The 25,915-nt window shown below is 58.2% G+C and carries 18 protein-coding genes; 9 read left to right on the top strand and 9 right to left on the bottom strand.

What is annotated here, in order from left to right; translation table 11 throughout:
- Positions 1 to 270: 270 nt before the first annotated feature.
- Complete coding sequence (locus AACW87_RS21065; RefSeq protein WP_241326065.1) at positions 271 to 1,287, bottom strand: aspartate-semialdehyde dehydrogenase; 1,017 nt, start codon at positions 1,285 to 1,287, stop codon at positions 271 to 273.
- 205 nt (positions 1,288 to 1,492) lie between these two features.
- Entirely contained in the window at positions 1,493 to 2,626 is a 1,134-nt protein-coding gene (locus AACW87_RS21060) for a 4-phosphoerythronate dehydrogenase (protein ID WP_241326064.1), read from the bottom strand.
- Positions 2,627 to 2,996: 370 nt separating this feature from the next.
- Between AACW87_RS21060 and AACW87_RS21055 the strand changes: the two genes are divergently transcribed.
- Positions 2,997 to 3,719, top strand: coding sequence for a phosphatase PAP2 family protein (locus tag AACW87_RS21055; protein ID WP_241326063.1), 723 nt, complete (start codon positions 2,997 to 2,999; stop codon positions 3,717 to 3,719).
- Positions 3,720 to 3,803: 84 nt separating this feature from the next.
- Here AACW87_RS21055 and AACW87_RS21050 read toward each other — a convergent pair whose 3' ends face one another.
- Positions 3,804 to 4,634 carry a MetQ/NlpA family ABC transporter substrate-binding protein gene (locus AACW87_RS21050; RefSeq protein ID WP_098983691.1) on the bottom strand — a complete coding sequence of 277 codons (831 nt, stop codon included), beginning with the start codon at positions 4,632 to 4,634 and terminating at the stop codon, positions 3,804 to 3,806.
- Between the two features lie 454 nt (positions 4,635 to 5,088).
- Between AACW87_RS21050 and AACW87_RS21045 the strand changes: the two genes are divergently transcribed.
- The 6 genes from AACW87_RS21045 (at position 5,089) to AACW87_RS21020 (ending at position 13,419) form a co-directional block, all read left to right on the top strand.
- On the top strand, positions 5,089 to 6,636 hold the full coding sequence (locus AACW87_RS21045) for a hypothetical protein (RefSeq protein WP_241326062.1): 1,548 nt from the start codon (positions 5,089 to 5,091) through the stop codon (positions 6,634 to 6,636).
- A 228-nt stretch (positions 6,637 to 6,864) separates the two neighbouring features.
- On the top strand, positions 6,865 to 7,233 hold the full coding sequence (locus tag AACW87_RS21040; RefSeq protein WP_043556494.1) for a hypothetical protein: 369 nt from the start codon (positions 6,865 to 6,867) through the stop codon (positions 7,231 to 7,233).
- Positions 7,234 to 7,252: 19 nt separating this feature from the next.
- A complete protein-coding gene (locus AACW87_RS21035) occupies positions 7,253 to 7,792 on the top strand; it encodes a hydrolase (protein WP_241326061.1) in 540 nt (179 codons plus the stop codon).
- A gap of 432 nt (positions 7,793 to 8,224) precedes the next feature.
- On the top strand, positions 8,225 to 10,102 hold the full coding sequence (asp, locus tag AACW87_RS21030) for a serine protease Asp (protein ID WP_043139345.1): 1,878 nt from the start codon (positions 8,225 to 8,227) through the stop codon (positions 10,100 to 10,102).
- Between the two features lie 18 nt (positions 10,103 to 10,120).
- Positions 10,121 to 10,582, top strand: coding sequence for a serine protease chaperone (locus AACW87_RS21025; protein ID WP_043139342.1), 462 nt, complete (start codon positions 10,121 to 10,123; stop codon positions 10,580 to 10,582).
- Positions 10,583 to 11,037: 455 nt separating this feature from the next.
- Positions 11,038 to 13,419 (top strand): beta-glucosidase family protein, encoded by a 2,382-nt coding sequence (locus AACW87_RS21020; protein WP_241326060.1) that lies wholly within the window; start codon positions 11,038 to 11,040, stop codon positions 13,417 to 13,419.
- A 102-nt stretch (positions 13,420 to 13,521) separates the two neighbouring features.
- On the opposite strand, the gene AACW87_RS21015 is transcribed toward AACW87_RS21020, so the two are convergent.
- Positions 13,522 to 14,499, bottom strand: coding sequence for a helix-turn-helix transcriptional regulator (locus AACW87_RS21015; protein ID WP_241326059.1), 978 nt, complete (start codon positions 14,497 to 14,499; stop codon positions 13,522 to 13,524).
- Positions 14,500 to 14,853: 354 nt separating this feature from the next.
- Positions 14,854 to 17,232, bottom strand: a complete 2,379-nt coding sequence (ppsA, locus tag AACW87_RS21010) for a phosphoenolpyruvate synthase (RefSeq protein WP_241326058.1) — start codon at positions 17,230 to 17,232, stop codon at positions 14,854 to 14,856.
- A gap of 320 nt (positions 17,233 to 17,552) precedes the next feature.
- Here ppsA and ppsR point away from each other — a divergent pair, with 320 nt between their 5' ends.
- A complete protein-coding gene (gene ppsR, locus AACW87_RS21005) occupies positions 17,553 to 18,365 on the top strand; it encodes a posphoenolpyruvate synthetase regulatory kinase/phosphorylase PpsR (RefSeq protein ID WP_080741146.1) in 813 nt (270 codons plus the stop codon).
- Between the two features lie 112 nt (positions 18,366 to 18,477).
- On the opposite strand, the gene AACW87_RS21000 is transcribed toward ppsR, so the two are convergent.
- Positions 18,478 to 18,771 carry a hypothetical protein gene (locus AACW87_RS21000; RefSeq protein ID WP_043139329.1) on the bottom strand — a complete coding sequence of 98 codons (294 nt, stop codon included), beginning with the start codon at positions 18,769 to 18,771 and terminating at the stop codon, positions 18,478 to 18,480.
- 361 nt (positions 18,772 to 19,132) lie between these two features.
- On the opposite strand from AACW87_RS21000, the gene AACW87_RS20995 reads away from it, so the two are divergent.
- On the top strand, positions 19,133 to 20,509 hold the full coding sequence (locus AACW87_RS20995; protein ID WP_042866081.1) for an amino acid permease: 1,377 nt from the start codon (positions 19,133 to 19,135) through the stop codon (positions 20,507 to 20,509).
- A gap of 270 nt (positions 20,510 to 20,779) precedes the next feature.
- On the opposite strand, the gene AACW87_RS20990 is transcribed toward AACW87_RS20995, so the two are convergent.
- The 3 genes from AACW87_RS20990 to AACW87_RS20980 form a co-directional block, all read right to left on the bottom strand.
- Complete coding sequence (locus AACW87_RS20990; RefSeq protein ID WP_042866080.1) at positions 20,780 to 21,487, bottom strand: SIMPL domain-containing protein; 708 nt, start codon at positions 21,485 to 21,487, stop codon at positions 20,780 to 20,782.
- A 56-nt stretch (positions 21,488 to 21,543) separates the two neighbouring features.
- Positions 21,544 to 22,101 carry a hypothetical protein gene (locus AACW87_RS20985; protein ID WP_241326057.1) on the bottom strand — a complete coding sequence of 186 codons (558 nt, stop codon included), beginning with the start codon at positions 22,099 to 22,101 and terminating at the stop codon, positions 21,544 to 21,546.
- A gap of 86 nt (positions 22,102 to 22,187) precedes the next feature.
- On the bottom strand, positions 22,188 to 25,874 hold the full coding sequence (locus AACW87_RS20980; protein WP_339385750.1) for a T1SS-143 repeat domain-containing protein: 3,687 nt from the start codon (positions 25,872 to 25,874) through the stop codon (positions 22,188 to 22,190).
- Positions 25,875 to 25,915: the final 41 nt, after the last annotated feature.

Here is a 25,915-nt window from a genome sequence, read left to right as displayed (position 1 = left end):
CTTCGTATGACGGCCCTATCGCATTGAAAAATCTGGATAGTTACCCCAAAACAGTCGGTTCAATATAAATCAGGCTCAGGTTGCAAGCCAGCAGTCCGACACATTTAGCACCCAACTTGTTTCTGAGTGTAGGAAAAAACTTAATCAGTTGATATCGCGAAAAATTCTCGGGGCCATAGAGTGCGGCCCCGGTCACATCCACACCGCATGCGGGTGGCAGGTTTCACGCCCGATGGGGCTCCTTCCCCATCGGGCCAGCCGATCCGCGGATCAGAGGTAATCGCGCACCAGCAGCTCGGCAATCTGCACGCTGTTGGTCGCGGCACCCTTACGAACGTTATCGGCCACGATCCACATATTGATACCACTCGGGTGAGAAATATCCTGACGGACCCGACCGACCAGCACCTCATCCTTGCCGGTGGCATCGCGCACCGGAGTCGGATAGTCAGCTTCGTCATCGAACAAGGTGACACCCGGGGCATTGCGCAGCAGCTCCTTGACCTGATCCGCATCCAGCGGCTGGTGCAGCTCGACGTGGACCGCCTCGGCGTGACCGTAGAACACGGGCACCCGCACGCAGGTGGGATTCACGGCTATGCTGGCATCTCCCAGGATCTTCTGGGTTTCCCACACCATCTTCATCTCTTCACGGGTGTAGCCGTTGTCGGTGAAGCTGTCGATCTGCGGAATGAGGTTGAAGGCGATCTGCTGCGGGTAGAGGGTCGGCTCCACCGGACGGCCGTTGAGCAGCTGCGCGGTCTGGCCGGCCAGCTCGCTCACCCCCTCCTTGCCTGAGCCGGAGACGGACTGATAGGTCGCCACGTTGATGCGGGCTATGCCCACCTCGTCGTGCAGCGGCTTGAGCGCCACCAGCATCTGGATGGTGGAGCAGTTCGGGTTGGCGATGATGTTGCGGTTGCGAAAATCGGCCAGCGCGTCCGGGTTCACTTCCGGGATCACCAGCGGGATGTCGGCGTCGTAACGGAAGTAGGAGGTGTTGTCGATGACGATGCAGCCGTGCTCGGCGGCGATGGGTGCCCACTTGGCAGAGACCTCGGCCCCGGCGGAGAAGAGCGCTATCTGCACCTGGCTCCAGTCAAACTCTTCCACGTCCTTGATCTCGAGGTTCTTGCCACCAAAGCGCACCGTATCACCGGCGCTGCGGCTGGAGGCCAGCGGATAGAGGGTGCCGACCGGGAAGGCACGCTCCTCCAGAATTTCGATCATGGCCTGACCCACGGCGCCGCTGGCGCCCAATACCGCTACGTTGAATTGCTGACTCACTGATGTTCTCTCCTGTGGAATTACCCATGGATGGCGCCGGTTAACCGCCGCTATCCATGGTGTCGCTGACGCACGCTGGCATCACAGTTGGCAGGCTGACCTGCCCGATAGGGGATTTGGCATCATGCCAAACCGGACAAGGGCGGGACCTGGTGTGGCACAGGATCCGCCCATTTTCTGGTGTTGAATTCGGGATTGAGTCGGCTCACCCGCCCTGAATGCCAAAGCCGAGCCGGGCCAGAGTATCGCCGGCGAAAGGGCCGCAGACATGCAAGGAGGATAGCTCGCGCCGCTCCGGGTAGTGTTTGCGCTGTTCATCGAAACTGCCGGGCAGCTCAATCCGGTTGCGAAAGCGGGCATCGTCGCGACGCACGTCATAAATAAGGTGCACCAGCTGCTTGATCAACGCCTGATCCGCCGGTTGACCCGGTGTCAGTGCGCATACCTCGGGGGCTGGCAGCAAGGATTGCAGATCCTGGCGCGCCGGGCGGCCCAACTGCTGGCACAGCGCCTGATAGAGCATCCAGGTACCACGCGCCTTGCCCTCCAGGCTGTAGCCTGCGATGTGAGGGGTCGCTATCTCGGTATGGGGCACCAGGGCACGCAGTGGCTCGGGCTCCCCTTCCCACACATCCATCACCAGCCGCAACGGTGCATCGCTCTGCTGGCGGGCGAGCAGCGCCCGATTGTCCCACACCTCGCCACGGGAGGCGTTGACGAGGATCTGCCCGGCTGGTCGCGCGGCGATCACCCGCTCATCCAGCAGGTGGAAAGTGGCATCCGGCCCCTCGCGGGTGATGGGCACGTGGAAGCTGACGATGTCGGCGCCAAGGGCGCTCTGGTAGTCGACAAACGCCCCCGCTTCACCCGCCTGCGCGGCGGCCCGGGCGCGCGGCGGATCGCAGCGCAGCACCCGCATGCCGAGGGCCTCGGCCTTGCCCGCCACGCATTCCCCCGTGTTGCCGGCGCCTATGACGGCGAGACTCATCTCGCTCAAATTGAGCTCATGACGCTCGGCCAGCACCAGCAAGGCACTCAGCACATAGTCACCGACCGAATATTTGTTACAGCCGGGCGCACTGAAGAAGGGAATGCCCCGCTCGGCCAGCAGCGCCTTGTCTACGTGATCCGTGCCTATGGTGGCGGTGCCGACGAACCCGAGCCGCGGGCTGGTGGCGAGGAGCTCGGCATCGACTCGGGTCACGGAGCGCACCAGCAGCACATCGGCATCTTGCAGATCCGCCGCCTGCATCTGTCGTCCTGGCAGGGGGATCACCTCGCCAAATTCGGCAAACAACTCGAGGGCGTGGGGCATATTTTCATCAACGACGATCTTCATCGGGCTCTCTCACTTCGCAACCGGCCACAGGCGCGCCATTCTAGCCCAAACCAACCGAATTTTCAGATGCTTATTCGCCCATCTCCTTTCACCACACTCGATCCGCCCGGCCTGCCCAAAGCGGCCAGATGCCCGGATGCGGGTTCGCCCATGCCCCTTCACCAGAGTCGATTCACCAGGCAGGCCCAAACCGCCAAGATGTTCGGATGCTGACTCCCCATGCCCATATCGTCATGTCGGCCCGAGCCACACTCATTTGTAACCCCATGTTACAGTCCGGCCGGTGCGACTTGACCGACAAGCCGAGGCTGGCACAATGGCGCCTCTTTTTTATCTGCCCCTGTTACACGCACCCGTTACGAGCCCTGTTATGCCGACTCATGCCTCTTCGTTGCCGCGCCGCCAGGTGCTTGGTTTCAGCGCCGCCCTGATACTGCCGCTGCTGCTGCTGACCTGCCTTCCCTGGCAGCCCTTTATGAGCAATGCTCTGCAATCGGGCTGGCTGTGGTGGCCCTACGCCCTCACCCGCATGGTGGATCTGCCCGGCCTCGCCGTCAGCATCGCCGGCCTCTTGCTGCTGACCCGACACAAACTGACGCTGAGCCTGCCCGCCACGCTGGCCCTCGGTGGCGCCCTGTTTGCCGTGCTGGCGGGAGACTGGACCATCAAGAGCCTGGTCAAACACCTGACCCAGGAGCCGCGCCCCTATCTGATCTGGCTGGAGAGCCAGAACCTGATCCCCGCCATCCAGCAGTTCTACGCCAGCAAGGTGGAAGTACGCAGCGAGCAGGTGCATGCGGCCAGCCTCTTGCTGGCCCTGCCCGAGTGGCTCGGCAACCACTGGCAGGCGGAGGTGAACTACGCCTTCCCCTCAGGCCACAGCATCGCCGCCATGAGCCTGGCCCAGTTCTTCGGCCTGATCTGGCTGGCCCGCGCCCCCGCCGGGGTCTGGCTGCTGCCGCTGTGGGCGCTGGGCATAGGCCTGTCACGCATGCTGATCGGCATGCACTGGCCGCTGGACGTGCTGGCGAGCGCCCTGCTTGGCAGCCTGACCGCACTCGTTGCCGCCCGCTGGTGGCTGCGCCGCTACTGACACCTGTGACGACGCCAACAAAAACGGGCACCTTCTGGTGCCCGTTTTTGTTGATGCGATAGCGTCACATGTCCATGGTCATGCTCAGTTGCTGGCGCTCTGCCCCTGCCAGCCCTCTGGATACTTGTAACCCACGAAGCGCTTGGCGGCATAGGCCTTGAATTCGGGAGAGTTGTAGGCCGCCGCCACGTCCTTGGCAAACGGCTGCCCGGCATCGGCGCTTTTCACCACCACCCAGTTGATGAAGTTGTAGCTGCGCTCGAGGAACAGGCCCTCGCTGAACGCAATGCCGCTGGAGGCGGCGAAGTTGCCGTTGATGACGGAGAAGTCCACATCTTCCCGCGAACGCGGCAGTTGCGCAGCTTCCAGCTGGATCAGCTTGATATTGTGCGGATTTTTCGCCACATCGAACTCACTCGCCTTGAGCGGATTGATCCCCTCCTTGAGGGTGAGCCAGCCCAGATCCTGCAGCATCAGCAGAGCCCGCGCCTGATTGGTCGGATCGTTGGGAATGGCGACCGTGCTCCCTTCTTTCAACGCCTTCAGCTCACCCAGCTTGCCGGCGTAGAGCCCCATGGGACCGGTCGGCACCTGGGTGATGGGAGCCAACGACAGGCCCCTGTCTTTTGAGAAACTCTCCAGATAGGGTTTGTGCTGGAAGCAGTTCACGTCGAGCGAGCCATCGGCCAGCGCGATATTGGGGGTCACGTAGTCGGTGAATTCCACCAGTTTGACCTTGTAGCCCTTGGCCTCCAGCTGCGGCTTGATGGAGTCGGTCACCATGTCGGCAAAATCCCCGACTGTCGTGCCAATCACTATCTCTTTCTTGGCCGGATCGGCGGCAAGAACGGAAAACGGCAGGCTGCTGGCCAGCAGTGCCAGTGCGGAGAGGGTAAAGAAGGAACGACGCTGCATAAGAAACTCCCTGTCAACATGATCAAAACGGTGGCCTATGATGGCGCTTGCCACCATGGATATATTCGCCACAACCATCTAGCCATCCAAACGGCCAATTAATACCACCATAACAGAGCCTCTTCCCGCCGCCAAGCAACAAAACAGGGCAAGCTTAACCGCGCGGCAGCTAAGCCCGGCTTTCAACCCGGTTGGGCTATCGTGCAGAAAATCTTTGATAAACCACACAGTTATTGCTTTTGCCCCCTCCCCGAACCGGCCGCAACTGGCTTATTGTGGCCATTCGGTACCATTTTGCGTCAGGGTGCTTTATCAGACTCACCCCGCTGGAGAAGGTGCACACTGAAGCCGTCATTTAAGGACAGTGGCTTTGATTGTTGTAGTTAAATCATTCAATAATGATGCCATACAGCTAATTTATTGATGAGTGCCAAAATATACAGTGAGGTTTTACATGCACAATCGCGAACTTATTTTACCATCTTCATACGAGGATATTGTTAATGAACTAAACTGTAACTCAATTAATGAAGCAATGATGCAGTTTTTTATTCCTGTTGTTGAGGCAGAAGAGGCACTCACTGAATTAAGTGCGAGAGTAAGGAATTCAGGAAAACTATCTCTAATAGTAGGTCGCCCTGGTGTAGGAAAGTCCACGTTCTTTCAGTCTCTAAGTTGGCGAGCTCATGTAAAAATATCTGGTTTAAAATATTTTGATGCACAGGAGTTTATAGGCTCTGAAAAATTAATTAAACTCACTGAGTTTTTAAACAAAATCAGTAAACAAGCAACCGAACGGAAGGATGCAGGTCCTTTATGTGTAATAATAAATTACTTAGAAAACTTAAGTGGTATTGATGTAGATGTAATAAAAGGTTTTTTTAGAGACCTTAATGGAATATTAAGAAAGTCTCCTATACTAGTGTTATGGCCCCTAACTGAGAGTAGTGATGCCGAAAAAATGTTTGACTACTCAAATGCTGTATCAGGAACACTTTTTCAACCTGGTTTTGAAAAAATAGAATTCAACGGCCCATTTAAAGACTACTTCACTGATATTGCGACAAAAACTATTGAGGTTATCAACAAATGTTCAATATCAGACTTCAACTTAAATACAAATGATTTAGAAGGTGTTTATGAAAACTTGAAAAGAAAAGCATACATAGAGCAAACTATCAGAAATTATCTTGATATGGTTAAAATTTTTTGGGATGAAAAATCTAATCACTTCAAAAACATTAAAGATAAAATGCCGAAACCCAATGAGGTTTGGTTTGTTTTTGCCTATAAAGATGCCGAAAATGTTACTAAACAGTTTTCAAGGCAAAGTGAACATTCGGAAAATGCATGGGTTGCTATACATGAAAAGCTATATGAATACATAAGAAGAAATGATCAAAAGAAAAGTATATGGGATTCAACCAGACTACAACTGGCAATAAACGGTGCGTTGAAAACACGCATACTATTTATATCAACGAATGCACTTATTATGGCGGTTAATTCATTTACTGCAAACAAGTCAATTATAAATGCATTGTCTGAACACAATTTAAATAGAAATTGGTCGCTCAAGCATAAAGCGAAGGAAACATTTGAGCGAACTCCGCTGATCCGGCTTCTTTCAGGAACAGAGCATCCGATTGGAAAGAAAAAAGGACGACAGACTCAAGATGCGTTAATAAAAGCAGACTTACCATTTAAAACATTAAATAAAATGATTAGCTCGAAACAGCTATCCGATCAACATTTGAATCATGCGATTAAAGAGTGCATTAATGAATGTATAGACATTGGTGCTGTTTCAGAAATATTTCATCCTTGGATCTCCGGAGTTAAACCAGACATCTTCATTGATGGAAAAGATAAGCAAATATGCATTGAGTTTTGTTATACCGACAAAGAAATACCAAGCGAAGTTGCAGATTACGTATTAAAGAAACTAAATATTTACATGAACCAACTAGAAGGATATTCTGGCCAAGGCGTGTTGTTCTAATTATATTTTTATCAGAATAGCCAGCTAAAATAGTAAAACTGTCACTTAATTTACAATTTGAATTACTTTATTTTTGACCGGCGCTGGCATTGCGGGTAGGTTTATGGGCCTTATCGACAGGGTGCCGTGACTCATATTTTATACGTCACCATGTCAATGGCGAACGGCATGGAAGGCACGCCAGATCACGAGCAGGGAGCAAGACCACCCCCTATTCAAGGAGTATTCATGAGCCCCAAACAACAGCTGATCGCCAAAGGCATCTTTATCGCTTCGACGCTTTTTTCTTTGGCCATGATAGCGTTTGTTGCATGGTCCGTCGTAACGGTCAGCCCGCTGCACCCGGCCGGATCAGCCCCGTCACAGGGGGTCAGCATCGGCCTCGCACTGGCCATTGGGCTGTTTGTCATGGCATTCAACTATGTGGCCTATCGCGGGCTCACCGAGCCGGTGAAGGGCTTCAAAGTTGTCTTCTGGTGCTTTATCGCGCTGCATCTGTTCGCCTTGCCGATCGGTACCGCCATCGCGCTGACCCTCATCTATCTGTGGAACCAGTCGCGTACATCTGTCATGCGTCCACTGGGCGCCACCCACTGATCTGACCCAGGGAGCCATCATGTTGACCGTCTCTACCACAGGCCTGCTGGTCGTCGATATTCAGGGCAAGCTGGCACGGCTCGTCGAGGGAAGCCCGGCCCTGATTGCCAACAGCGCACGGCTGGTACAAGGGGCCCAGGCACTGGGCTTGCCGGTTGTCTGGCTGGAACAAAATCCGGACAAGCTGGGGCCGACTGTGCCCGAGCTGCAGCCGCTGCAAAGCGGCGCCCCCGTGCTGGCCAAGTTCAGCTTCGGCGCGCTGGGGGAGCCGGCAGTGGCCGCCACGCTGGCCCGGACGGGCAGGCGTCACTGGCTGGTGTGCGGCATAGAGGCCCATATCTGCGTTTACCAGACTGTGCTGGGACTGCTCGACAGCGGCGCCGATGTCTCCCTGGTGGTGGATGCGGTGTCGTCCCGCAGCGCCGCCAACCGCGACTTGGCCATCGCTCAGCTGGCAGCCCGTGGCGCACGGCTCACCTCGGTGGAGATGTGCCTCTATGAGCTGCTGGGGGATTGCCGCCATCCGGCGTTTCGCCCGATCCTGGCCTTGATCAAATAACGGCCGGCCACGCTCGGCCAACTCCTCACATAAACACGGCGCCACTGGCGCCGTTTTCATTGCCGCCTGGCGTAAAAACCGCCTCCCGGCATGGCAGGCTTGCCGGCCACATAACACCCGCTTGGGTATGTGTCATATCTGGTCAGGGCCAGCCCAACGCGCCTGCCTCGGCACTGCCGCAGCCAGGGTGAATGGTGAGTTAATAACATCTTGATCTATAAAGACAAAGATCAACAACCGCCAACTGAGAAAAGTTCTCAATACAACATATAAAGGGATTCGCCGGAACCCCCATATGGTTGAAAACCGGTTTGTGATGGGATTTTTTTGAGCCTTATCTCAGATCAGAAATGAGCGCTTTTTGGCTCTGTTTTTCCCGTGTATAGATGCCAGTCGCACCCAGGACGGTGCGATATAAGATGGAGTTTATTAATGAGAAAAACATCGTTGGCGTTGGCAATCTCGGCCCTGCTCTCGGCCCTGCCTATCGCTTCAGTTCAGGCTAATGAGAGTTGCACCCCACTCACCGGCAAAGAGGCCGGACTCGATACCGGTCGCAGCAGCGCAGTCCGTTGTCTGCCCGGCATCAACCCCCTGCAGGACCAGCAGTGGCACCTGCTCAACAGCGGCCAGAATGCCTTCAGCCCCCGCGGCGGCGTGGCGGGCAATGACCTCAACCTCTGGTGGGCACACCGCACCGAGGTATTGGGTCAGGGCATCAACGTGGCCGTGGTGGACGATGGCATGGCCATCGCCCACCCGGATCTGGCCGACAACGTGCGCCCCGGCTCCAAAAACGTGGTGACCGGCAGCAGCGATCCCACCCCGACCGATCCGGACAGTGCCCACGGCACCTCGGTATCCGGCATCATAGCCGCGGTGGACAATACCATAGGCACCCTGGGGGTGGCCCCCCGCGCCCAGTTGCAGGGCTTCAACCTGCTCGATGACAACAGCCAGCAGTTGCAGAAGGATTGGCTCTACGCCCTGGGCGGCAATGCCGTCACCGCAGACAACCGGGTCTTCAACCAGAGCTATGGCATGAGTTTGGTCGATCCAGAAGGGGCCAACGGGCTGGATCAGGTGCAGCTCGATCGCCTGTTCGAGCAACAGACCCAGCAGGCGCAGGGGGCGGCCTATATCAAGGCGGCGGGCAACGGCTTCAACCGGATTGCCTCCGGCAACTATGTGCTCAACCGCACCGGCAACCTGCCCAAGCTGCCGTTCGAGAACAGCAACATAGATCCCTCCAACAGCAACTTCTGGAACCTGGTGGTGAGCGCCATCAACGCGGACGGGGTGCGTTCTTCCTACTCCAGCGTCGGCAGCAACGTCTTCCTGAGCGCCCCCGGCGGGGAATACGGCACGGATGCGCCGGCCATGGTGACCACGGATCTGCCCGGCTGCGACATGGGGTACAACCGGGTGGACGATCCCAGCACCAACCGGCTGCACAACAACCCGCAACTGGATGCCAGCTGCGACTACAACGGCGTGATGAACGGCACCTCCTCGGCCACCCCGAACACCACAGGCGCCATGGCGCTGCTGATGTCCGCCTATCCGGACTTGTCGGTGCGGGATCTGCGCGACCTGCTGGCCCGCAACGCCACCCGGCTCGACGCCAATCAGGGGCCCGTGCAGATAAGTTACACGGCCGCCAACGGTCAGCGCCGCCAGGTGACGGGTCTGGAGGGGTGGGAGCGCAACGCGGCCGGCCTCTGGTACAGCCCGACCTATGGTTTCGGCCTGGTGGATGTGAACAAGACCCTGGCCAGCGCCGCCAGCCATGATCCGCTGCCGCCACTGGTGCAGTTGCCCTGGCAGAAGGTGACGGTCCGGGATCGCGCCGTCGGCGCCATCCCGGACGTGGGCAGCAGCCCGACCCGCTCCAGCACGCAGGTCGATCAGCCATTGACGGTCGAGGCCGTGCAGGTGATGGTGAGCCTGGATCACCAGCGGCTGCCCGACCTGCTGATCGAACTGGTCTCGCCATCCGGCACCCGCAGCGTGCTGCTCAACCCCAACAACAGCCTGGTGGGACAATCCCTCGACCGGCAGCAGCTGGGCTATGTGCGCACCAAGGGGCTGCGTGACATGCGCATGCTCTCCCACAAGTTCTACGGCGAACCGGCCCAGGGCGAGTGGCGCCTGGAGGTGACCGACGTGGCCAATGGCAGCCGCCAGGTCTCGCTGCTCGATCGCAGAACCAACACCCGCAGCACCCTGACCGAGCGCAACAACAGCCAGCCGGGTCAACTGCTCGACTGGTCCCTGCGGGTTCTCGGTCACGACGCAGCCCGTTCCTGATCACAGAGGAGTCATAACATGAAACACAGCTTACTCAGCCTTGCCCTGGCAAGCCTGCTGGCCTCGGTCTGCGTGCACGCAACGGCCGACGAATCGGTGGTGATCGATGGCAAGCAGTACAACACCGTAGAGGTGAATGGCAAGACCTACCTGACGCCGGATAACGGCAGCAAGAAACGGGTCGCCCGCAGCCTGGATGGCAAGGTGCCACAACAGACCCTGCGCAGTGGCGACGTCCTGCTGCAAGGGGTCGCCAGCCCCGAGCTGACCGTCAGCGGCACCCTGCTGGTGGAGGCCGATGACAATCAGGCCAAGGCGCTGGCGGGCCGCCACGGCCTGCAGTTCAAGCAGAGCAGCGGTGGCATCGCCCTGCTGCAGGCCAAGCCAGGCACGGATCTGAACGCCATCGCCACCCAGCTCAAGCAGCAAGGGGTCAGGGTGCAGATAGAACTGGCCGGTGCACTGAAACAGCCAAAGTGAGCAAGCCCTTGCGCTGACAAGCACGAGGTATCTTGCACACGCCGAGGGGGCCGCTGGCCCCCTCTCTTCTGCCCGAGCGTCTGCGCCCCGCACCTCAGGGCAAATCGCACCCCAAGCCGGACCGCCCTGTTGCCGCCATCCTCAATGGTGGGCCATCCAGCCTCCCCTTTCCCCTCCCTGCCGCGCAGCCTGTGATGCGACCCCTGTCACAACTTGGCACCCTTGCTCCCAACTGCACATTTCTCGCTCCGCCAAGGCAAGGCGCAGCCAGTCCGACTTGCTAACCTGCCTGCGGCTCCGGCCATGGTTGCACCCTTGCACATGCACCCTGGCCCATCCTGAGCCGTCATCGATATCCATGGGAACCCGCCATCAGAGCGGCCGCCCGGCCCGAACACTTGTCGGTGTCGATATCGCACTTGCCTTTTTATTCAGACAGTTACGAGGAAGTCTTCATGCCTATCACGACAAAAATGAAAGCGGTTTCACTCGGTGTCAGCCTGGCGCTGGCCGGGCTGCTGGTTGGCTGCAACCAGAACGACTCGGATCCCCTGGTAAAAGACGACGCCTATTACCGCGGCCAGGCCGAAGCCATGGTGGCCAAGCTCACCCTGGACGAGAAGCTGAGCCTGCTCTCCGGCCCAGGTTATGGCAGCGCCAACGGCGCCATCAACGTCAAGCAGGATGTCGCCGGGGTAGCGGGCTACATCAACGGGGTGGCACGCGGTGCCGACGGCATCGACATTCCGGCCCTGAAACTGGCCGATGGCCCGGCGGGCCTGCGGATCAGCGCCAGCCGCGACGGCGACAGCGCCACCTATTACGCCACCGCCTGGCCCATCGGCTCCCTGCTCGCCTCCAGCTGGGACGTCAACCTGGTCAAGTCCGTCGGGGAAGCCATGGGGGACGAGGTGCGCCAGTACGGGGTCGACATCCTGCTGGCCCCCGGCATGAACATTCAGCGCAACCCGCTCAATGGCCGCAACTTCGAATATTACTCGGAAGACCCGCTGCTCACCGGCAAGATAGGCGCCGCCATGGTCAACGGGGTGGAGAGCAATGGGGTCGGCACCACCATCAAGCACTACTTTGGCAACAACTCAGAGACCAACCGCAACCAGATCAACGACATAGGTGAACCGAGAACCTTCCGTGAAATCTATCTGCGCGGCTTCCAGATCGCAGTGGACGAGGCCCAGCCCTGGGCCGTGATGACCTCCTACAACAAGGTCAACGGCACCTATGTGAATGAACGCAAGGACGCCGTGACCGATGTACTGCGCGGTGAGTGGCAATTCGACGGCCTGGTGATGTCCGACTGGTTTGCCGGCGATGTGGCCAACAACGCCTACAAGCAGGTGCTGGCGGGGCAGGATTTGATCGAACCTGGCAACGTCAAGGAACAGCTGCAGCAATCCATCGAGCAGGGCGATCTCGACGAGGCCAAGGTGACCGAGGCCGCCATCCATATCCTGACCCAGGCGATGAAGAGTCCCTCCTACAACCAGCTGGCCGTCAGCAACAGCCCGGATCTGGCCGCCCACGCCAAACTGGCTCGCCAGGCCGGGGCCGAAAGCATGGTGCTGCTGCGCAACGAAGCCGCCGCCCTGCCCATAGCCGCGACCAGCAAGGTGGCCAGCTTTGGCATCAACCAGATCAACACCTACAAGGGGGGCACCGGCAGCGGGGATGTGAACGCCGCCAGCACCACCACCATAGCCCAGGGGCTGGCCAGCCGTTTCCCGGTCAACGGGGCGCTGCAGGCTTACTACGGCGATTTTTATGAGGCCAACAAGGTCTATCACGAGGGGCAATTCGGCGCCAAGGGCTACTATACCTGCGCCGAGGCGGTCGTCTCTCCCACGCTTGCCAGCCTGATCACCGCCGCCGCCAGCGAACAGGAGGTGGCGGTGATAAGCCTCGGTCGCCAGGCCGGTGAGGGAGCGGATCGCACCGACAGCAAGGGCGACTACCTGCTCGGCGACGATGAAATCGCCCTCATAGATGCGGTGAGCAGCGCCTTCCACGCCCAGGGCAAGAAGGTGGTAGTGGTGCTCAACGTCAACGGCGTCATCGACACAGCCCAGTGGAGCCACAAGGTGGACGCCATACTGCTGGCCTACATGGCGGGTCAGGAAACCGGCCATGCGGTCGCGGACGTGCTGTCGGGGGCGGTCAACCCCAGTGGCAAGCTGGCCCAGAGCTTCCCGCTCAGCTATGCCAGCGTGCCCTCCGCCGGCACCTTCCCGGGTGAGGATACCGACGGGGACGGCGAGCCGGACGATCTCTACTACAACGAGGGGATCTACGTGGGCTACCGCTACTACAGCACCTTCGACAAGGCGGTTTCCTACCCCTTCGGCTTTGGCCTCTCCTACACCAGCTTCGGCTACACCAGCCCCGCCATCGCCAACAATACCCTGGCCAAGGGCGCGGCCGGCAGCCTGGTGCTGACGGCCACCATCACCAACACGGGCGCCGTGGCGGGCAAGGAGGCAGCCCAGGTCTATGTCAGCGCCCCCGAGGTCAAACTGCAAAAACCGACCATAGAGCTCAAGGCCTTTGCCAAGACCAAACAGCTGGCACCGGGCGCCAGCGAGCAGCTGAGCTTCACCATTCCGGCCAGCATACTCGCCAGCTTCGATGAGGCCAGCAACCAGTGGATAGTGGAACCTGGCAGTTACAGCGCCTACATCAGCCCCTCTTCCGATGTCTCCGCCACCACGCCGGTCACCTTCACCGTGAGCAAGGAGATAGTGGTGAGCAGCACGACCCCGGGCGCCCTGGCCCTGCCCAGCGGCGTGGATGCCGCCACCGTCACCACAGTGACAAAATAAGCGAGCCCAGGTAATAAATGAAGGTGATGGGGGGCGCACCAGGGTGCGCCCCCCTTGTTGCCTTCAGCCTTGACGGGATCAGGCGCAGGCTTGGTCCCGTTATTATTGGCGGGTATTGCGATAGGCCAGCGGAGTCATATTGGTATTGGCCTTGAAGAAACGATTGAAGGCACTCTGGGAGGAAAAACCCACCAGATCGCTGATATTTTGCAGCGGTTGCTCTCCCTCGCCCAATAAACGGCAGGCCTCCATCATCTTGACCCGTTTCAAGATGGCAGAGAAGCTGCTGCCCTCCCCCTGCAATTTTCGGTTCAGGGTCCAGCGGCTGATATTCATGGCCGAACAGACATCCTTGAGTAAATGGTCATCGCTCTCCATGACACCGCCGCGGATTTTATGGCGGATCATGTCCGCCACCAGATTGGCAAAGGGCACCCGCTCATCGATATCGCTGCAAATATGCGCGAGCTGACTTGTCTGCAGGCGGCAAAGCGGCCCGTTGTAGCTATCGGCGCGGCTATCCAGCAGGGCATTGTCTATGGTCAGGGTGTTGCCGGGCTGCTCCCAGCGGCAGTGGGTTCCAAAGAAGTGATCCAGCTGGCGGTGATGGGCCGGCGGCTTGCCGACGAACCCCACAAAGACGCCAAGGCCGGGTGCATAGACCCGCAGGATCCGGTAGAGAATGACGAAATTGGGGATGGCCTGACTCGCGCCCAGAGCGGCAGGCCCTTGATTGATATACTCATATTGGCTAAACAGCGCCCCTCTTCGCACCACAAAATCATCGCAGTTGCCGATGACGGTGCGATAGGCCAGCAGGGCTTCGATGGCGGCGCGAGGGGACGGCTGGTTCAGGCAGAGGCTGATGAGCGCCGGATAGTGCTGGTAGAGCTCGGCGATATCGTAAGACAGTATGCCCTCGTGAAAGTCGCTCAGATGCCGCTGCATCAGGCTCAGCATGCGGTAATGGCTATGGGCCAGGATCCGGCCATGCTCACGGTGAATATCGAATGGCGTCAGACCGGCAGCCATCAGGATGGCATCCGGATCTCCCCCCTGCTGCTGACAGGCCGTCAGCATTCTTCTGATCACTTGATTTGATACGCTCTGTGACATCTGCCTACCCTGGCCATATTAATAACAAACAACGTATTTATTGATAAATAGAACGCGAGCGGAACCTGTTTATCCCGCCTTGCTCGACATGACGTGAATATAGTGATCCGCCCACTTCGTCATGACATGGCAGGCTTATTATGGGGTGGCGTTGAAGTGAACAGATGTAACGGAGTGTAAAACCAAGATCTGGCGCGCCTATTTTGAGCAGGAATAAAAATATCCCGGACAAATAACGCCATCAGGTTTATTGCGCGATAAAAATGGCGCCCTCAGGGGGCGCCATTTTTATTATTCGCAGGCAGGAACCGACGAGGATCAGCCAGCCTTGTGCTGCTCGGCCAGATAGAGCCAGGTATCGACTACGGTATCCGGGTTGAGGGACACAGAGTCTATGCCCTGCTCGACCAGCCAGGCGGCGAAGTCCGGGTGATCGGATGGCCCCTGGCCACAGATGCCGACATACTTGCCCGCCTTGCGCGCGGCCTGGATAGCCATCGACAGCAGCGCCTTGACCGCCTCGTTGCGCTCGTCGAACAGGTGGGCTATGAGGCCCGAGTCCCGGTCCAGTCCGAGCGCGAGCTGGGTCATGTCGTTGGAACCGATGGAGAAGCCATCCACGTGCTGCAGGAACTGATCCGCCAGCAGGGCGTTGGAGGGGATCTCGCACATCATGATCACCTTGAGCCCCCGCTCGCCACGGCGCAGCCCGTTCTCGGCCAGGATGTCGATCACCTGCTCCACTTCGCCCACGGTGCGCACGAAGGGGATCATCACCTCGACGTTGGTCAAACCCATGACGTCACGCACCCGCTTGATGGCCTCGCATTCGAGGGCAAAGCAGGGACGGAAGCTGTCGGCTATGTAGCGGGATGCACCACGGAACCCGATCATAGGGTTCTCTTCGTGAGGCTCGTAGCAACGGCCACCGACCAGGTTGGCGTACTCGTTGGACTTGAAGTCCGACATCCGCACTATGACCCGCTCCGGCCAGAAGGCGGCGCCCAGGGTGGCGATCCCTTCGGTCAGCTTGGCCACGTAGAACTCACGGGGACTGTCGTAACCCGCGATCATCTTGCGGATGGTGGCCTGCAGTTCAGGACTCTGCTGGTCAAACTCCAGCAGGGCCTTGGGGTGCACGCCAATCATGCGGTTGATGATGAATTCGAGCCGCGCCAGGCCCACACCGGCATTGGGCAACTGGGCGAAGTCGAACGCCCGGTCCGGATTGCCGACGTTCATCATGATCTTGATGGGCAGGCGCGGCATGTTGCCCACCTCGGTGACCGCCACGTCGAAATCGAGTTCGCCGTCATAGATGAAGCCGGTATCCCCTTCCGCGCAGGAGACGGTAATGAGCTGACCCGGGGCAATATGATCGGTGGCGTTGCCGCAACCCACCACGGCCGGAATACCCAGCTCGCGGGCTATGATGGCGGCGTGACAGGTGCGCCCGCCACGGTTGGTGACGATGGCGGAGGCCCGCTTCATGATGGGCTCCCAGTCCGGATCCGTCATGTCGGTGACCAGCACATCGCCGGGCTGTACTTCGTCCATCTGGCTGATGGAGGAGATGACCCGCGCCGGGCCCGCGCCAATCTTGTGGCCGATGGCACGCCCCTCGATCAGCACCTTGCCCGCCTGTTTGAGGGCAAAACGTTCGAGCGTGTTGGCCTCCTGGCGGCTGCGCACCGTCTCGGGACGGGCCTGCACTATGTAGAGCTGACCATCCTGTCCATCCTTGGCCCACTCGATATCCATGGGGCGACCGTAGTGCTGCTCTATGATGAGCGCCTGTTTCGCCAGCGCCATCACCTCCTCATCCGTGATGCAGAAGCGACTGCGCTCGGTCTCGGTCGTGTCGACTATCTTCACCTGACGGCCGTGACCGGCATCGTCCGAGTAGGTCATCTTGATCAGTTTGGAGCCGAGCGTCTTGCGCACCACGGCAGGACGCCCGCCCCTGAGGGTGGGCTTGTGCACATAAAACTCGTCCGGGTTGACGGCCCCCTGCACCACCATCTCGCCCAGCCCCTGGGCACCCGTGATGAAGACAACGTCGTTGAAACCCGACTCGGTATCCAGGGTGAACATGACACCGGAGGCGGCCAGATCCGAGCGCACCATGCGCTGCACCCCGGCCGAGAGCGCCACGCCCTTGTGGTCATACCCCTGATGCACCCGGTAGGAGATGGCGCGATCGTTGAACAGTGAAGCAAACACATGCTTGACGGCAATCATGACAGAGTCTATGCCGCGTACGTTGAGGAAGGTCTCCTGCTGACCGGCAAAGGAAGCGTCCGGCATATCCTCGGCGGTGGCGGAGGAGCGCACCGCGAAAGAGGCATCCAGACCCGCACTCAGCTTGTCGTAGGCGGCGCAGATCGCCTGCTCCAGTGCAGGCTGGAACGGGGCGTCGATCACCCAGTCACGGATCTGCTGACCGGCCCGGTTGAGGGCGGCTATGTCGTCCACATCCAGGGTATCGAGCAGATCATGGATCTTGCCGTTGAGGCCGCTTAACTCCAGAAACTCGTTAAACGCAAAGGCCGTGGTCGCAAAGCCACCCGGCACGGATACACCGGCACCAGAGAGGTTGCTGATCATCTCGCCAAGGGATGCGTTCTTGCCGCCAACTCGTTCTACATCTTGCATTCCGAGTTGTTCGTACCAGAGTACGTACTGTTGCACTTGCATGTCTCCAGGTTGGTGGGCTCGGGTGCCGTGGCACCTTCTGCGCCAAATTAGGTGCGTGAGTTATATGCGTTATTGTCCGTTTCTACTGTTGCCAACGACCATGAAAACGTTTTCTACTTGTTGTCAAAAAAATCCCCGAGCAAGATTTGGGGATGGCCGAATGACACAGACATTCTACAATGCCAACACAAAAAGGTAACGACTCAGGTTTGCAAGCCACTTCACAACTTGGGCACAGCAGATCGGTTGACAAAATCGGTATGGTTTCGAGAGATACTGACTGCTCGCAACCTAGCCAACCCGTACCACAGGAGCGCATCGTGCACACCGTATTCTATGTATCCGACGGCACCGCCATCACGGCCGAGGTGTTCGGCCACGCCGTCTTGAGCCAGTTTCCCCTGGTGTTTGAGCAAGTCACCATCCCCTTCGTGGAGACCCAGGAAAAAGCCAGGCAGGTGCGGGCGCGCATCGACGAGCAATTCCGTCAGACCGGGATACGCCCCATACTGTTTCACACCATAGTCGACCCCCTGGTACGGGAAGAGGTGCTCAAGGCCCAGGCCAGCAGTCACGACTTTCTCAACACCTTCGTCAGCCCGCTGGAACAGGAACTGGGGGTCAAGGCCGAACCCAGACTGCATCGCACTCACGGCATGGAGAATCGCAAACTCTATGACGATCGCATAGAGGCGGTGAACTTCGCGCTGGCCAACGATGACGGCATCACCACCAAGGAGTATGAGGAGGCGGACATCATCCTCATCGGGGTCTCCCGCTGCGGCAAGACTCCGACCAGCCTCTATCTGGCGCTGCAATTTGGCATCCGGGCCGCCAACTACCCCTTCATCGAACAGGACATGGGCACGCTGGACTTGCCGAGCGCTCTCAAGGCCAACCGCCACAAGCTGTTCGGCCTCACCATAGCGCCGCAGCGGTTGCACGAGATCCGCAACCAGCGCCGCGCCAACAGCCGCTATTCATCGCTGGAGCAGTGCGAGCAGGAGCTGGCGAGCGTGGAGCGGCTGTTTCGCCAGGAGGCGATCCGCTTCCTCGATACCAGCTCTCATTCGGTGGAAGAGATAAGCGCAAAAATTCTGGAGGCAACCGGCATGCGCCGTCAGCTCTATTGAACCGGGCTGAGGTTCAGAGCTGAGCCCGGCATGGTCCCATGGGTAACAGGCAGCAAGAGTGACAGGCAGACATGAAAACCGAGCCAGATGCGGCCGCATCTGGCTCGGTTTTTTATGATTGGCGGGAACGGGGGGTTGTGCTGTTCAACTCCTTGTTGTTCATCAGCATGGCATAGAAGTTGAGCACGCCATGACGCCGGCGTACCCGTTCGGTCAACCAGAGCGATGGCAGCAGACCGACGGCGCCAGCGATCAGCAGCACGGTTCGAAAGTGCATCACCAGATAGTCATCACCCTGCACTGCCCAGACCAGCATGCATCCCGCCGCCATGGTCAGCAACAAGGGAGAGAGCCAGACAGTCAACCAGAGCACGACGGCCAGCAGGCTGCCAATAATACGTTGCATGAATCACATCCTTTTTACGGAGGAGGCTTCATAAAACAGGAATCCACTAAAGAGTCAACCCGACAGCGTTCGACTGCGCACATTGCGAGCAACCACTCCCCTTCAGCGCGTTCGAATCATAAAAAACCTGTCTTGTGCCGAAAAAACCGGCGAATGATGAGGAAAACAGGTGCGTGGACGACCGATTATCACTATTCTGCTTCCGTTGGTAGCCGCCATAAAAAACAACAAGCGGCCTGCCGTAACGAAATAAATACGGATTTCGTCACGTTTCAAGCACGCTTTGCCGTGCAAGGTCACATGGAGTGACTCGACGGGCGAAATGACAGACGAGTGACATCAGAGACGTAAGGAAGGAAGAATGGATCTTCAACAAGACGGCGAGGAGCTGAAGCGCGGCCTGAAAAACCGCCATATCCAGCTCATCGCATTGGGCGGTGCCATCGGTACCGGCCTGTTTCTCGGTATTGCCCAGACCATCAAGATGGCGGGCCCCTCAGTGCTGCTCGGCTATGCCATCGGCGGCTTTATCGCCTTCCTCATCATGCGCCAGCTGGGCGAGATGGTGGTGGAAGAGCCGGTAGCAGGTTCCTTCAGCCATTTTGCCTACAAATACTGGGGTGATTTCGCCGGTTTCGCCTCCGGCTGGAACTACTGGGTACTCTACGTGCTGGTGAGCATGGCCGAGCTGACGGCGGTCGGCATCTATGTCCAGTACTGGTGGCCTGAGATCCCGACCTGGATGTCGGCGGCCGTCTTCTTCGTGCTGATCAACGCCATCAACCTCTCCAACGTCAAGGCGTTCGGCGAGATGGAGTTCTGGTTTGCCATCATCAAGGTGGTCGCCATCGTCGGCATGATTGGTTTTGGCGGCTATCTGCTCGCCAGCGGCAACGGCGGACCGGATGCCAGCATCACCAACCTGTGGGACCAGGGTGGCTTCTTCCCCAACGGCATCAGCGGTCTGGTGATGGCGATGGCGGTGATCATGTTCTCGTTCGGCGGTCTTGAGCTGGTGGGGATCACGGCCGCAGAGGCGGATGACCCCGAGAAGAGCATTCCCAAGGCCACCAATCAGGTTATCTACCGCATCCTCATTTTCTACATTGGCGCCCTGGCCGTGCTGATGTCTCTCTACCCCTGGGGCAAGGTGGTGGAAGGCGGCAGTCCCTTCGTGATGATCTTCCACGCGCTGGACAGCAACCTGGTGGCGACCGTGCTCAACATGGTGGTGCTGACCGCCGCCTTGTCGGTCTACAACAGCTGCGTCTACTGCAACAGCCGCATGCTGTTCGGTCTGGCCAAGCAGGGCAACGGCCCGCGCAGCCTGCTCAAGACCAACAAGAGCGGTGTGCCCGTGGTGGCCATCTCAGTCTCCGCCGCAGCAACCCTCTTGTGCGTGCTGATCAACTACCTGATGCCGGGCAAGGCGTTCGAGCTGCTGATGGCGCTGGTGGTCTCGGCCCTGGTCATCAACTGGGCCATGATAAGCCTCGCGCACCTGAAGTTTCGCAAGAGCAAGCAGGCCGAGGGGGTTGAGCCCAAGTTCAAGGCATTCTGGTACCCGTTCGGTAACTACCTCTGCCTCGCCTTCATGGCCGGCATCCTGGTCATCATGTACCTGACTCCGGGCATCCAGATCTCGGTGCTGCTCATCCCTGTCTGGATCGTCGTGCTGGCCATCGGCTATCAGCTCAAACAGAAGCGTCGTGCACGGGTTGCCGCCAACCTGGGTTGATCCGCGTCACCTCGTTACGCCATCAGATGCCGGTCACCGACCGGCATCTTTCTATCCGTCATCTGCAACTCGCGAGCACCAAAGCGTCGGGCTAAGCATCCGTGCCGCCCGTCCTTGCATCATATAGATCGAAATCCGGCCAGCCACATCATCATCCGGTTACCGCGCTCTCGCCTGCACACTCAGTCCCGCTTGCCAGGCAGAAACGACAAGCCCGAGGGGATGAGCCTCGGGCTTGAGATAGATCGACAAGGCCGGATGGCCAACGCCTTATTCCAGCAGGAAGACGGCTTCCACGTTGTCCGTGATGCTGATCTGCTGCTGTTGATAGCTGTTTTCCATCATGTCGGCGGCAGGTGCAGCCATGGCGGCCGCCTTGAGTGCACGACTATAGATGGGCATGGGGGTGTTGTTGCGGTACTCGACGCTGTAAACCTTGCCAAGCTTCATGCCGAACGCCTTGGCCAGGGATTCCGCCTTGGTCTTGGCATCTTCCACCGCACCGACACGCGCCTGCTCCTTGATGGTCTGCGGCGACTTGAGGCCGTACTCAATCTGGGACACAGACTCCAGACCCGCCTTGAGGGCGGTATCCATCAGCTCGCTCAGCTTGTCGAGCTGGTAGAGTTTGACCGCGAGTTGACGCTGGGCACGGTAGCCCACCAGTTCCGGCTTCTTGTTCTGCGGATACTGATATTCGGGGGAGATCACCAGGTTGCCAGCCTCCACGTCACTGCGCTTGATGCCCAAGCCTTCCAGTTGACCAAAGAAGGCCGCGACCTTGCCATCCACCTGCTGCTTGGCCTTGATGCCCTGCTTTTCCAGCGCGGTCACAGACACATTGAGGGTCAACATATCGGGTTCGGCCTTCTGCTCGGCATAACCACTCACCACCAGATGCGGGGCTTGTGGTACTTCAAGCGCGAATAACGGGGCACTGACGACCAGAGCGGAAAGGGTAAGAAGGGGACGCCACATAGAAAAAAACCTCAGTCAATTAGAGTGAGGTCATTATGCCCGTGGCCGAATGGGATTCATATATCGTGCAATGGCGGTATCTGATCCAGCACCTGATTGGTCATGTCGATGTTGATGCTGATCTCGTTGCCCATCAGCTCTTGATGGCTGGGCGCCATCGGTGTGACGCTGCGGGAACCGAGCACTACGTCATCATCGAAATGGAAGGAATCCCACGACAGAACGTGTCCTTGCAACGGGATCACCGGGTCTGCCGGCGTGGACGTTATGAGTGGAACACAGTCGATGCTGTCGGAGTACATGAGCAGATCCTGCAGACAGGTATCGCTCAGACTCTGCAGCGAATACTCCTGCTCCCCTTGATCATGCCCGACCAGCACCACCATATGAGGTGGCTCTGCATCTACTGCCGGCGTGAAGGCAATGGTGGCGGCCGCGAAGTCCACATTGAGGGAACCCGCCACTTCGCCATCTTGGCTTTCAAGATCCAGTGCATCGATCCGATCACCTGCCATCGTGGCCTGATAGCCAAACTGGCCGGTGCAGGTAATGCTGCCCTGCCCATCCCAGCTATAGCGAATGCCATCGATATCGACCCAATTGAATGACTGCATGGTGACCCTCTCCTGTACTGCCGCTATCTTAGCCGCCCCCTCAGTCAAAAAACAGGGGCCAGGCATAGCCCGGCCCCATTACTCGATTACGGATCCACCTTGAGGTTGCCATCATCCAGCAGCTGCTTGATGATGTCGTGGTTCGTCGTCAAACCGCCACTGTGATCCAGATCGAGACTACCCTGGAACTGCACCGTCAGCTGGGAACCCCCACTCGGAAGTCCATTGGTATCTATGGTCAGCTTGTTGGCCGCAGTATCAAACTGCAGGTAATTGTCCAGCACTGTGGCCAAATCCTCGTTGCTGCCACCACTGGGAACGCCGACCAGCAGATCCGACAGATCCAGCACGTCGCCACCGCTGGCAGGGCTGCCCAGCGTAAAGTCGGTAATGTTGTCGGTACTGCCATCCGCATTACCAGCAATCCACTTGAAGGTATCACTGCCCGCACCACCCGTCATGGTATCGCTACCCAGACCACCGATCAGAATGTCATCTCCCAGTCCACCTATCAGCGTATCGTCACCGGCCAAACCAGAGAGAGTGTCGTTCCCTTCACCGCCCTGAATCACATCCGCCAACGCCGATCCGATGAAGGTGGTGCCAGCCTCAATGGTCACATGCAGATTGGTGTTGGAAGTAGCATCGTTATCGGCATCCTTAACCCCGACCTGGAAGTCCAACTCGGCATCCAGTGTGGTATTTTCCGAAGTGATCAAACCGATGTCGGAGACCTTCACAACATCGCTGTCGGTCTGGTTACTGAAGTCTGTGGTCGTATATGAACCACCAGAATCACCGAAGGCCGCATTGAAGTTCAGCGCTGTGGTGGTGGTAATGCCCTCCACGCTGGTCAAGATCTGCGCGCCGTAGATCTGCCAATTCTCACCTACACCGTTGTAGTCATTGTGTTCGATGACAATGGCCCCATCGTTGTTGTCCAGGGTAATGCCATAAGCCAGCAGGGCTGCCAGGGTCGCAGCGCTACTGCCAGATTTAACGATATCACTGTTGCTGATCACCAGAGCCCGTGTAGTGGTTATGCCACCCGTGCCGATCAGTTTGAGCACCACCACCAGGTCTTCACTATTGATACCGTCGAACTTCAGGAAGATCCCCTCCGCCCGGCCATCAGGGTTGGCGACTACAGTACCGGTCGGGTTGGTAGTGTGGAATGTCAAGTCCAGCACCTCCCCCTTGCCGATGGTATCGCCGCCCACGCCGTTCGCCGAGTTCGAGACGCTGACCCAAGACGATGCCTGAGTAAACAACTCGCCATTGGCGAATACGCTGGTGTTGGCACCACCGGTCTGCAGATTGTTGGTCCCGGTACCCCCACCGGGCTCTGCAGCGCCCCTGAACTGGACATAAAAATCATTGTCCAGCTTGGCCACAGACACATCCGGCTGCGAGTTATCCGGCACACTGCCACCAGATGCGTAGCCCGTGATACTTAACGAGGCACTGGTTTTGAGAACACTGAAGCCCTCGATCGGTTCATCCAGCGATACCGTGTAAGTACCGTTGATCTTGTCGAAGGTCAGGGTACCGGTTGCCTCCTGCGTGATTCCTGGACTGGCCGGATTCGGCGCGTAATTGAACTCAATATCAAAGGTGGCCGTACTAGCGTTCTCCGACACCCAGGTGACCAATTGCGACGTAATGGCCGAGCCACCAACTGTCCCCGTCAGGCCGATGGCATTGAAATCCGAGTCGGACGACGAGAACGGCCCAGTGCCGCGATTATCCGCACCAGTGCTGTAATCGAACACACCAGTGCCACCACCCGGGTTGCTGCTGTTGGAGTACACCAAGTTGGTGCTGGCCTGGATAGTCGGTACATCATCTTCTACCTGAATGAGCAGATCACCAGCCAGCGGCAGCGGGTTGACGCCATCAGAGGCTCGAATGGCCCCGGTCAGATTCAGCGTCAGAAGCTCGTTGTCATCACCATTGGCATTCTGGTGATCCAACGGCCCAAGCAGGGTGAAGGTGTAGGAACCATTGCTCTGCACCACCAGGGTGAAGACTGTTGCCGCACCAGCCATCGCCGTCAGGGTATTCCCAGAGAAGCCGTAGGTCACCGTCACTCCGTCCGAGGTCAGGGACGGCATGACATTGGGGGTGGTATCCAGACTGAACTGGCCGCTGTTCGTACCAACCAATAGTTCAACCAGGCTTCCTGAGACGGTAGTCGTCTGGGCATCTCCATCGGTGATGCCGCCAGTCAGTTCGTCCTCGTCCACCTTACCGATCACCGGTGCAGCATCCTCGATGTTGATCGTCAGAGTAGCGCTCGCTTGATCGCCATCCTTGTCGACGATCACATAGTCGAAGCTTTCGCTGGTGTCCGCTGCAACGCTTTGCGGCGAAGTGTAACCCCATGTGCCCGTGGCGAAATTAAAGGTCAGCTTGCCACCCAGAGCCGTCGTGATGTTGGTCAGCTGCTGATCGCCATCCAAGACACCATCCCAGGAGTAGGTCGTGCCATTGATCTTGATGGACATGATCCGCCCCGGACCATCGGCACCGTATGAATCGTCGTCGCCGCCACCTACCGCGTTGTTGTTGCCAAGCAGAACGTTGCCGCTGACGAAGTTGCCCGAGATCTGACCAAGCAATGTATTGATCAAGCCATTAAAGTCGGTCACCAGGATAGGAGCACCACTACCATCGAGATCGACATCCTGCAAGCGGGTGGTGTTAATACCGTCTCCCACACCAATAGCGGTGACGTTGATGGCATTACTATCGACAAAGGTGTTCCACGCCGTTGCCGTTGCGTTGCTCAGCGAGTTGCCGCCTGTACCTGTTTGCTCATTAGGGTTGCCATCACTGATAAAGAAAACCTGGTTGCTCCAGCCCTCAATCGGGGCATAAGACACCATGGTTTGCTGGATAGCATCGGTAAAGTCGGTGTCGCCGTTAAACGGTCTATTGGCAATGATGTCATCAACCAGAGCATTGAACGCAGCGATCGATGTCACCGGAGCATATGCCAGTGAGTCCGAAGAGAACGCCACTATGGTGATTTTCACATCGCCATCGGTACCGTTGAACAGCGCCTGCCCCGCCGCCTTCACGGCGTTCATCATGGTAGTGAACTCGCTGTTGCTGATACTGCCGCTGGAGTCCAGCACAAAGGCAACATTGAAGTCCTTGTCACTGGACTCAGCAACAATGGCCGTGTCGTTCTTCGCCACCGGCGTATCGTCATCGACATTGATAGCCAGCGTGCCGCTCGCGGTATCGCCATCGCCATCGATCACTTGATAGTTCAGGGTAAACGCCTGGTTGTTCTCCTGATCAGCGTTCGCATGTTGAATAGGCGCATTCTGCGTCACGCTATACGCCCCAGTAGCCGAGTTCAGGGTTACTGTCAGCACTGTGGTCGCCCCCTGTTTGACCAACAGGGCGCCTGCGGGATTCGTTTCATAAGTAAAGCCAGCCGGCGCCCCCGTAGTCAGCCATTGCACACTGCCTGCACCATCAGCCCCGAAGTTATGAGCGAGGATACCGTCAGTGTTTACCGCATTGTCATCGTCATTCGGACCATCCGGAATGCCGTTGGCCAAGGCGTCGTCATCGAGTTGCACGGTGAGATTATTGCTGACGCTCGGTACATCGTCCTCAAAGCTGATGTTGCCACCGAGGTCCGCACTCACCGTGCCGGTCGCGGTGTCGTTATCGCCATCCACCACCGTCACGGTTGCACTCAGCAGCACCTTGCCATTGGCCAGGCTGATGAGGCTGTTGTCGTTGCTGTTGTCCACGTCCTCCGGCTGATGATCCAGCTCCGCCGACTGGGTCAGCG

Source organism: Aeromonas sp. MR7, assembly GCF_963899385.1.
GTDB classification, from domain to species: Bacteria; Pseudomonadota; Gammaproteobacteria; order Enterobacterales; family Aeromonadaceae; genus Aeromonas; species Aeromonas bestiarum.
Note: the sequence above shows the minus strand (reverse complement) of the source record. Positions and strands in the feature narration are given on the sequence as shown.

Bases quoted from the DNA above. Each gene is read 5' to 3' on its own strand.
- AACW87_RS21060 (WP_241326064.1), bottom strand. From the start codon at position 2,626: ATGAAGATCGTCGTTGATGAAAATATGCCCCACGCCCTCGAGTTGTTT.
- AACW87_RS21055 (WP_241326063.1), top strand. From the start codon at position 2,997: ATGCCGACTCATGCCTCTTCGTTGCCGCGCCGCCAGGTGCTTGGTTTC.
- AACW87_RS21050 (WP_098983691.1), bottom strand. From the start codon at position 4,634: ATGCAGCGTCGTTCCTTCTTTACCCTCTCCGCACTGGCACTGCTGGCC.
- AACW87_RS21045 (WP_241326062.1), top strand. From the start codon at position 5,089: ATGCACAATCGCGAACTTATTTTACCATCTTCATACGAGGATATTGTT.
- AACW87_RS21040 (WP_043556494.1), top strand. From the start codon at position 6,865: ATGAGCCCCAAACAACAGCTGATCGCCAAAGGCATCTTTATCGCTTCG.
- AACW87_RS21035 (WP_241326061.1), top strand. From the start codon at position 7,253: ATGTTGACCGTCTCTACCACAGGCCTGCTGGTCGTCGATATTCAGGGC.
- asp (WP_043139345.1), top strand. From the start codon at position 8,225: ATGAGAAAAACATCGTTGGCGTTGGCAATCTCGGCCCTGCTCTCGGCC.
- AACW87_RS21025 (WP_043139342.1), top strand. From the start codon at position 10,121: ATGAAACACAGCTTACTCAGCCTTGCCCTGGCAAGCCTGCTGGCCTCG.
- AACW87_RS21020 (WP_241326060.1), top strand. From the start codon at position 11,038: ATGCCTATCACGACAAAAATGAAAGCGGTTTCACTCGGTGTCAGCCTG.
- AACW87_RS21015 (WP_241326059.1), bottom strand. From the start codon at position 14,499: ATGCTGACGGCCTGTCAGCAGCAGGGGGGAGATCCGGATGCCATCCTG.
- ppsA (WP_241326058.1), bottom strand. From the start codon at position 17,232: ATGCAAGTGCAACAGTACGTACTCTGGTACGAACAACTCGGAATGCAA.
- AACW87_RS21000 (WP_043139329.1), bottom strand. From the start codon at position 18,771: ATGCAACGTATTATTGGCAGCCTGCTGGCCGTCGTGCTCTGGTTGACT.
- AACW87_RS20995 (WP_042866081.1), top strand. From the start codon at position 19,133: ATGGATCTTCAACAAGACGGCGAGGAGCTGAAGCGCGGCCTGAAAAAC.
- AACW87_RS20990 (WP_042866080.1), bottom strand. From the start codon at position 21,487: ATGTGGCGTCCCCTTCTTACCCTTTCCGCTCTGGTCGTCAGTGCCCCG.
- AACW87_RS20985 (WP_241326057.1), bottom strand. From the start codon at position 22,101: ATGCAGTCATTCAATTGGGTCGATATCGATGGCATTCGCTATAGCTGG.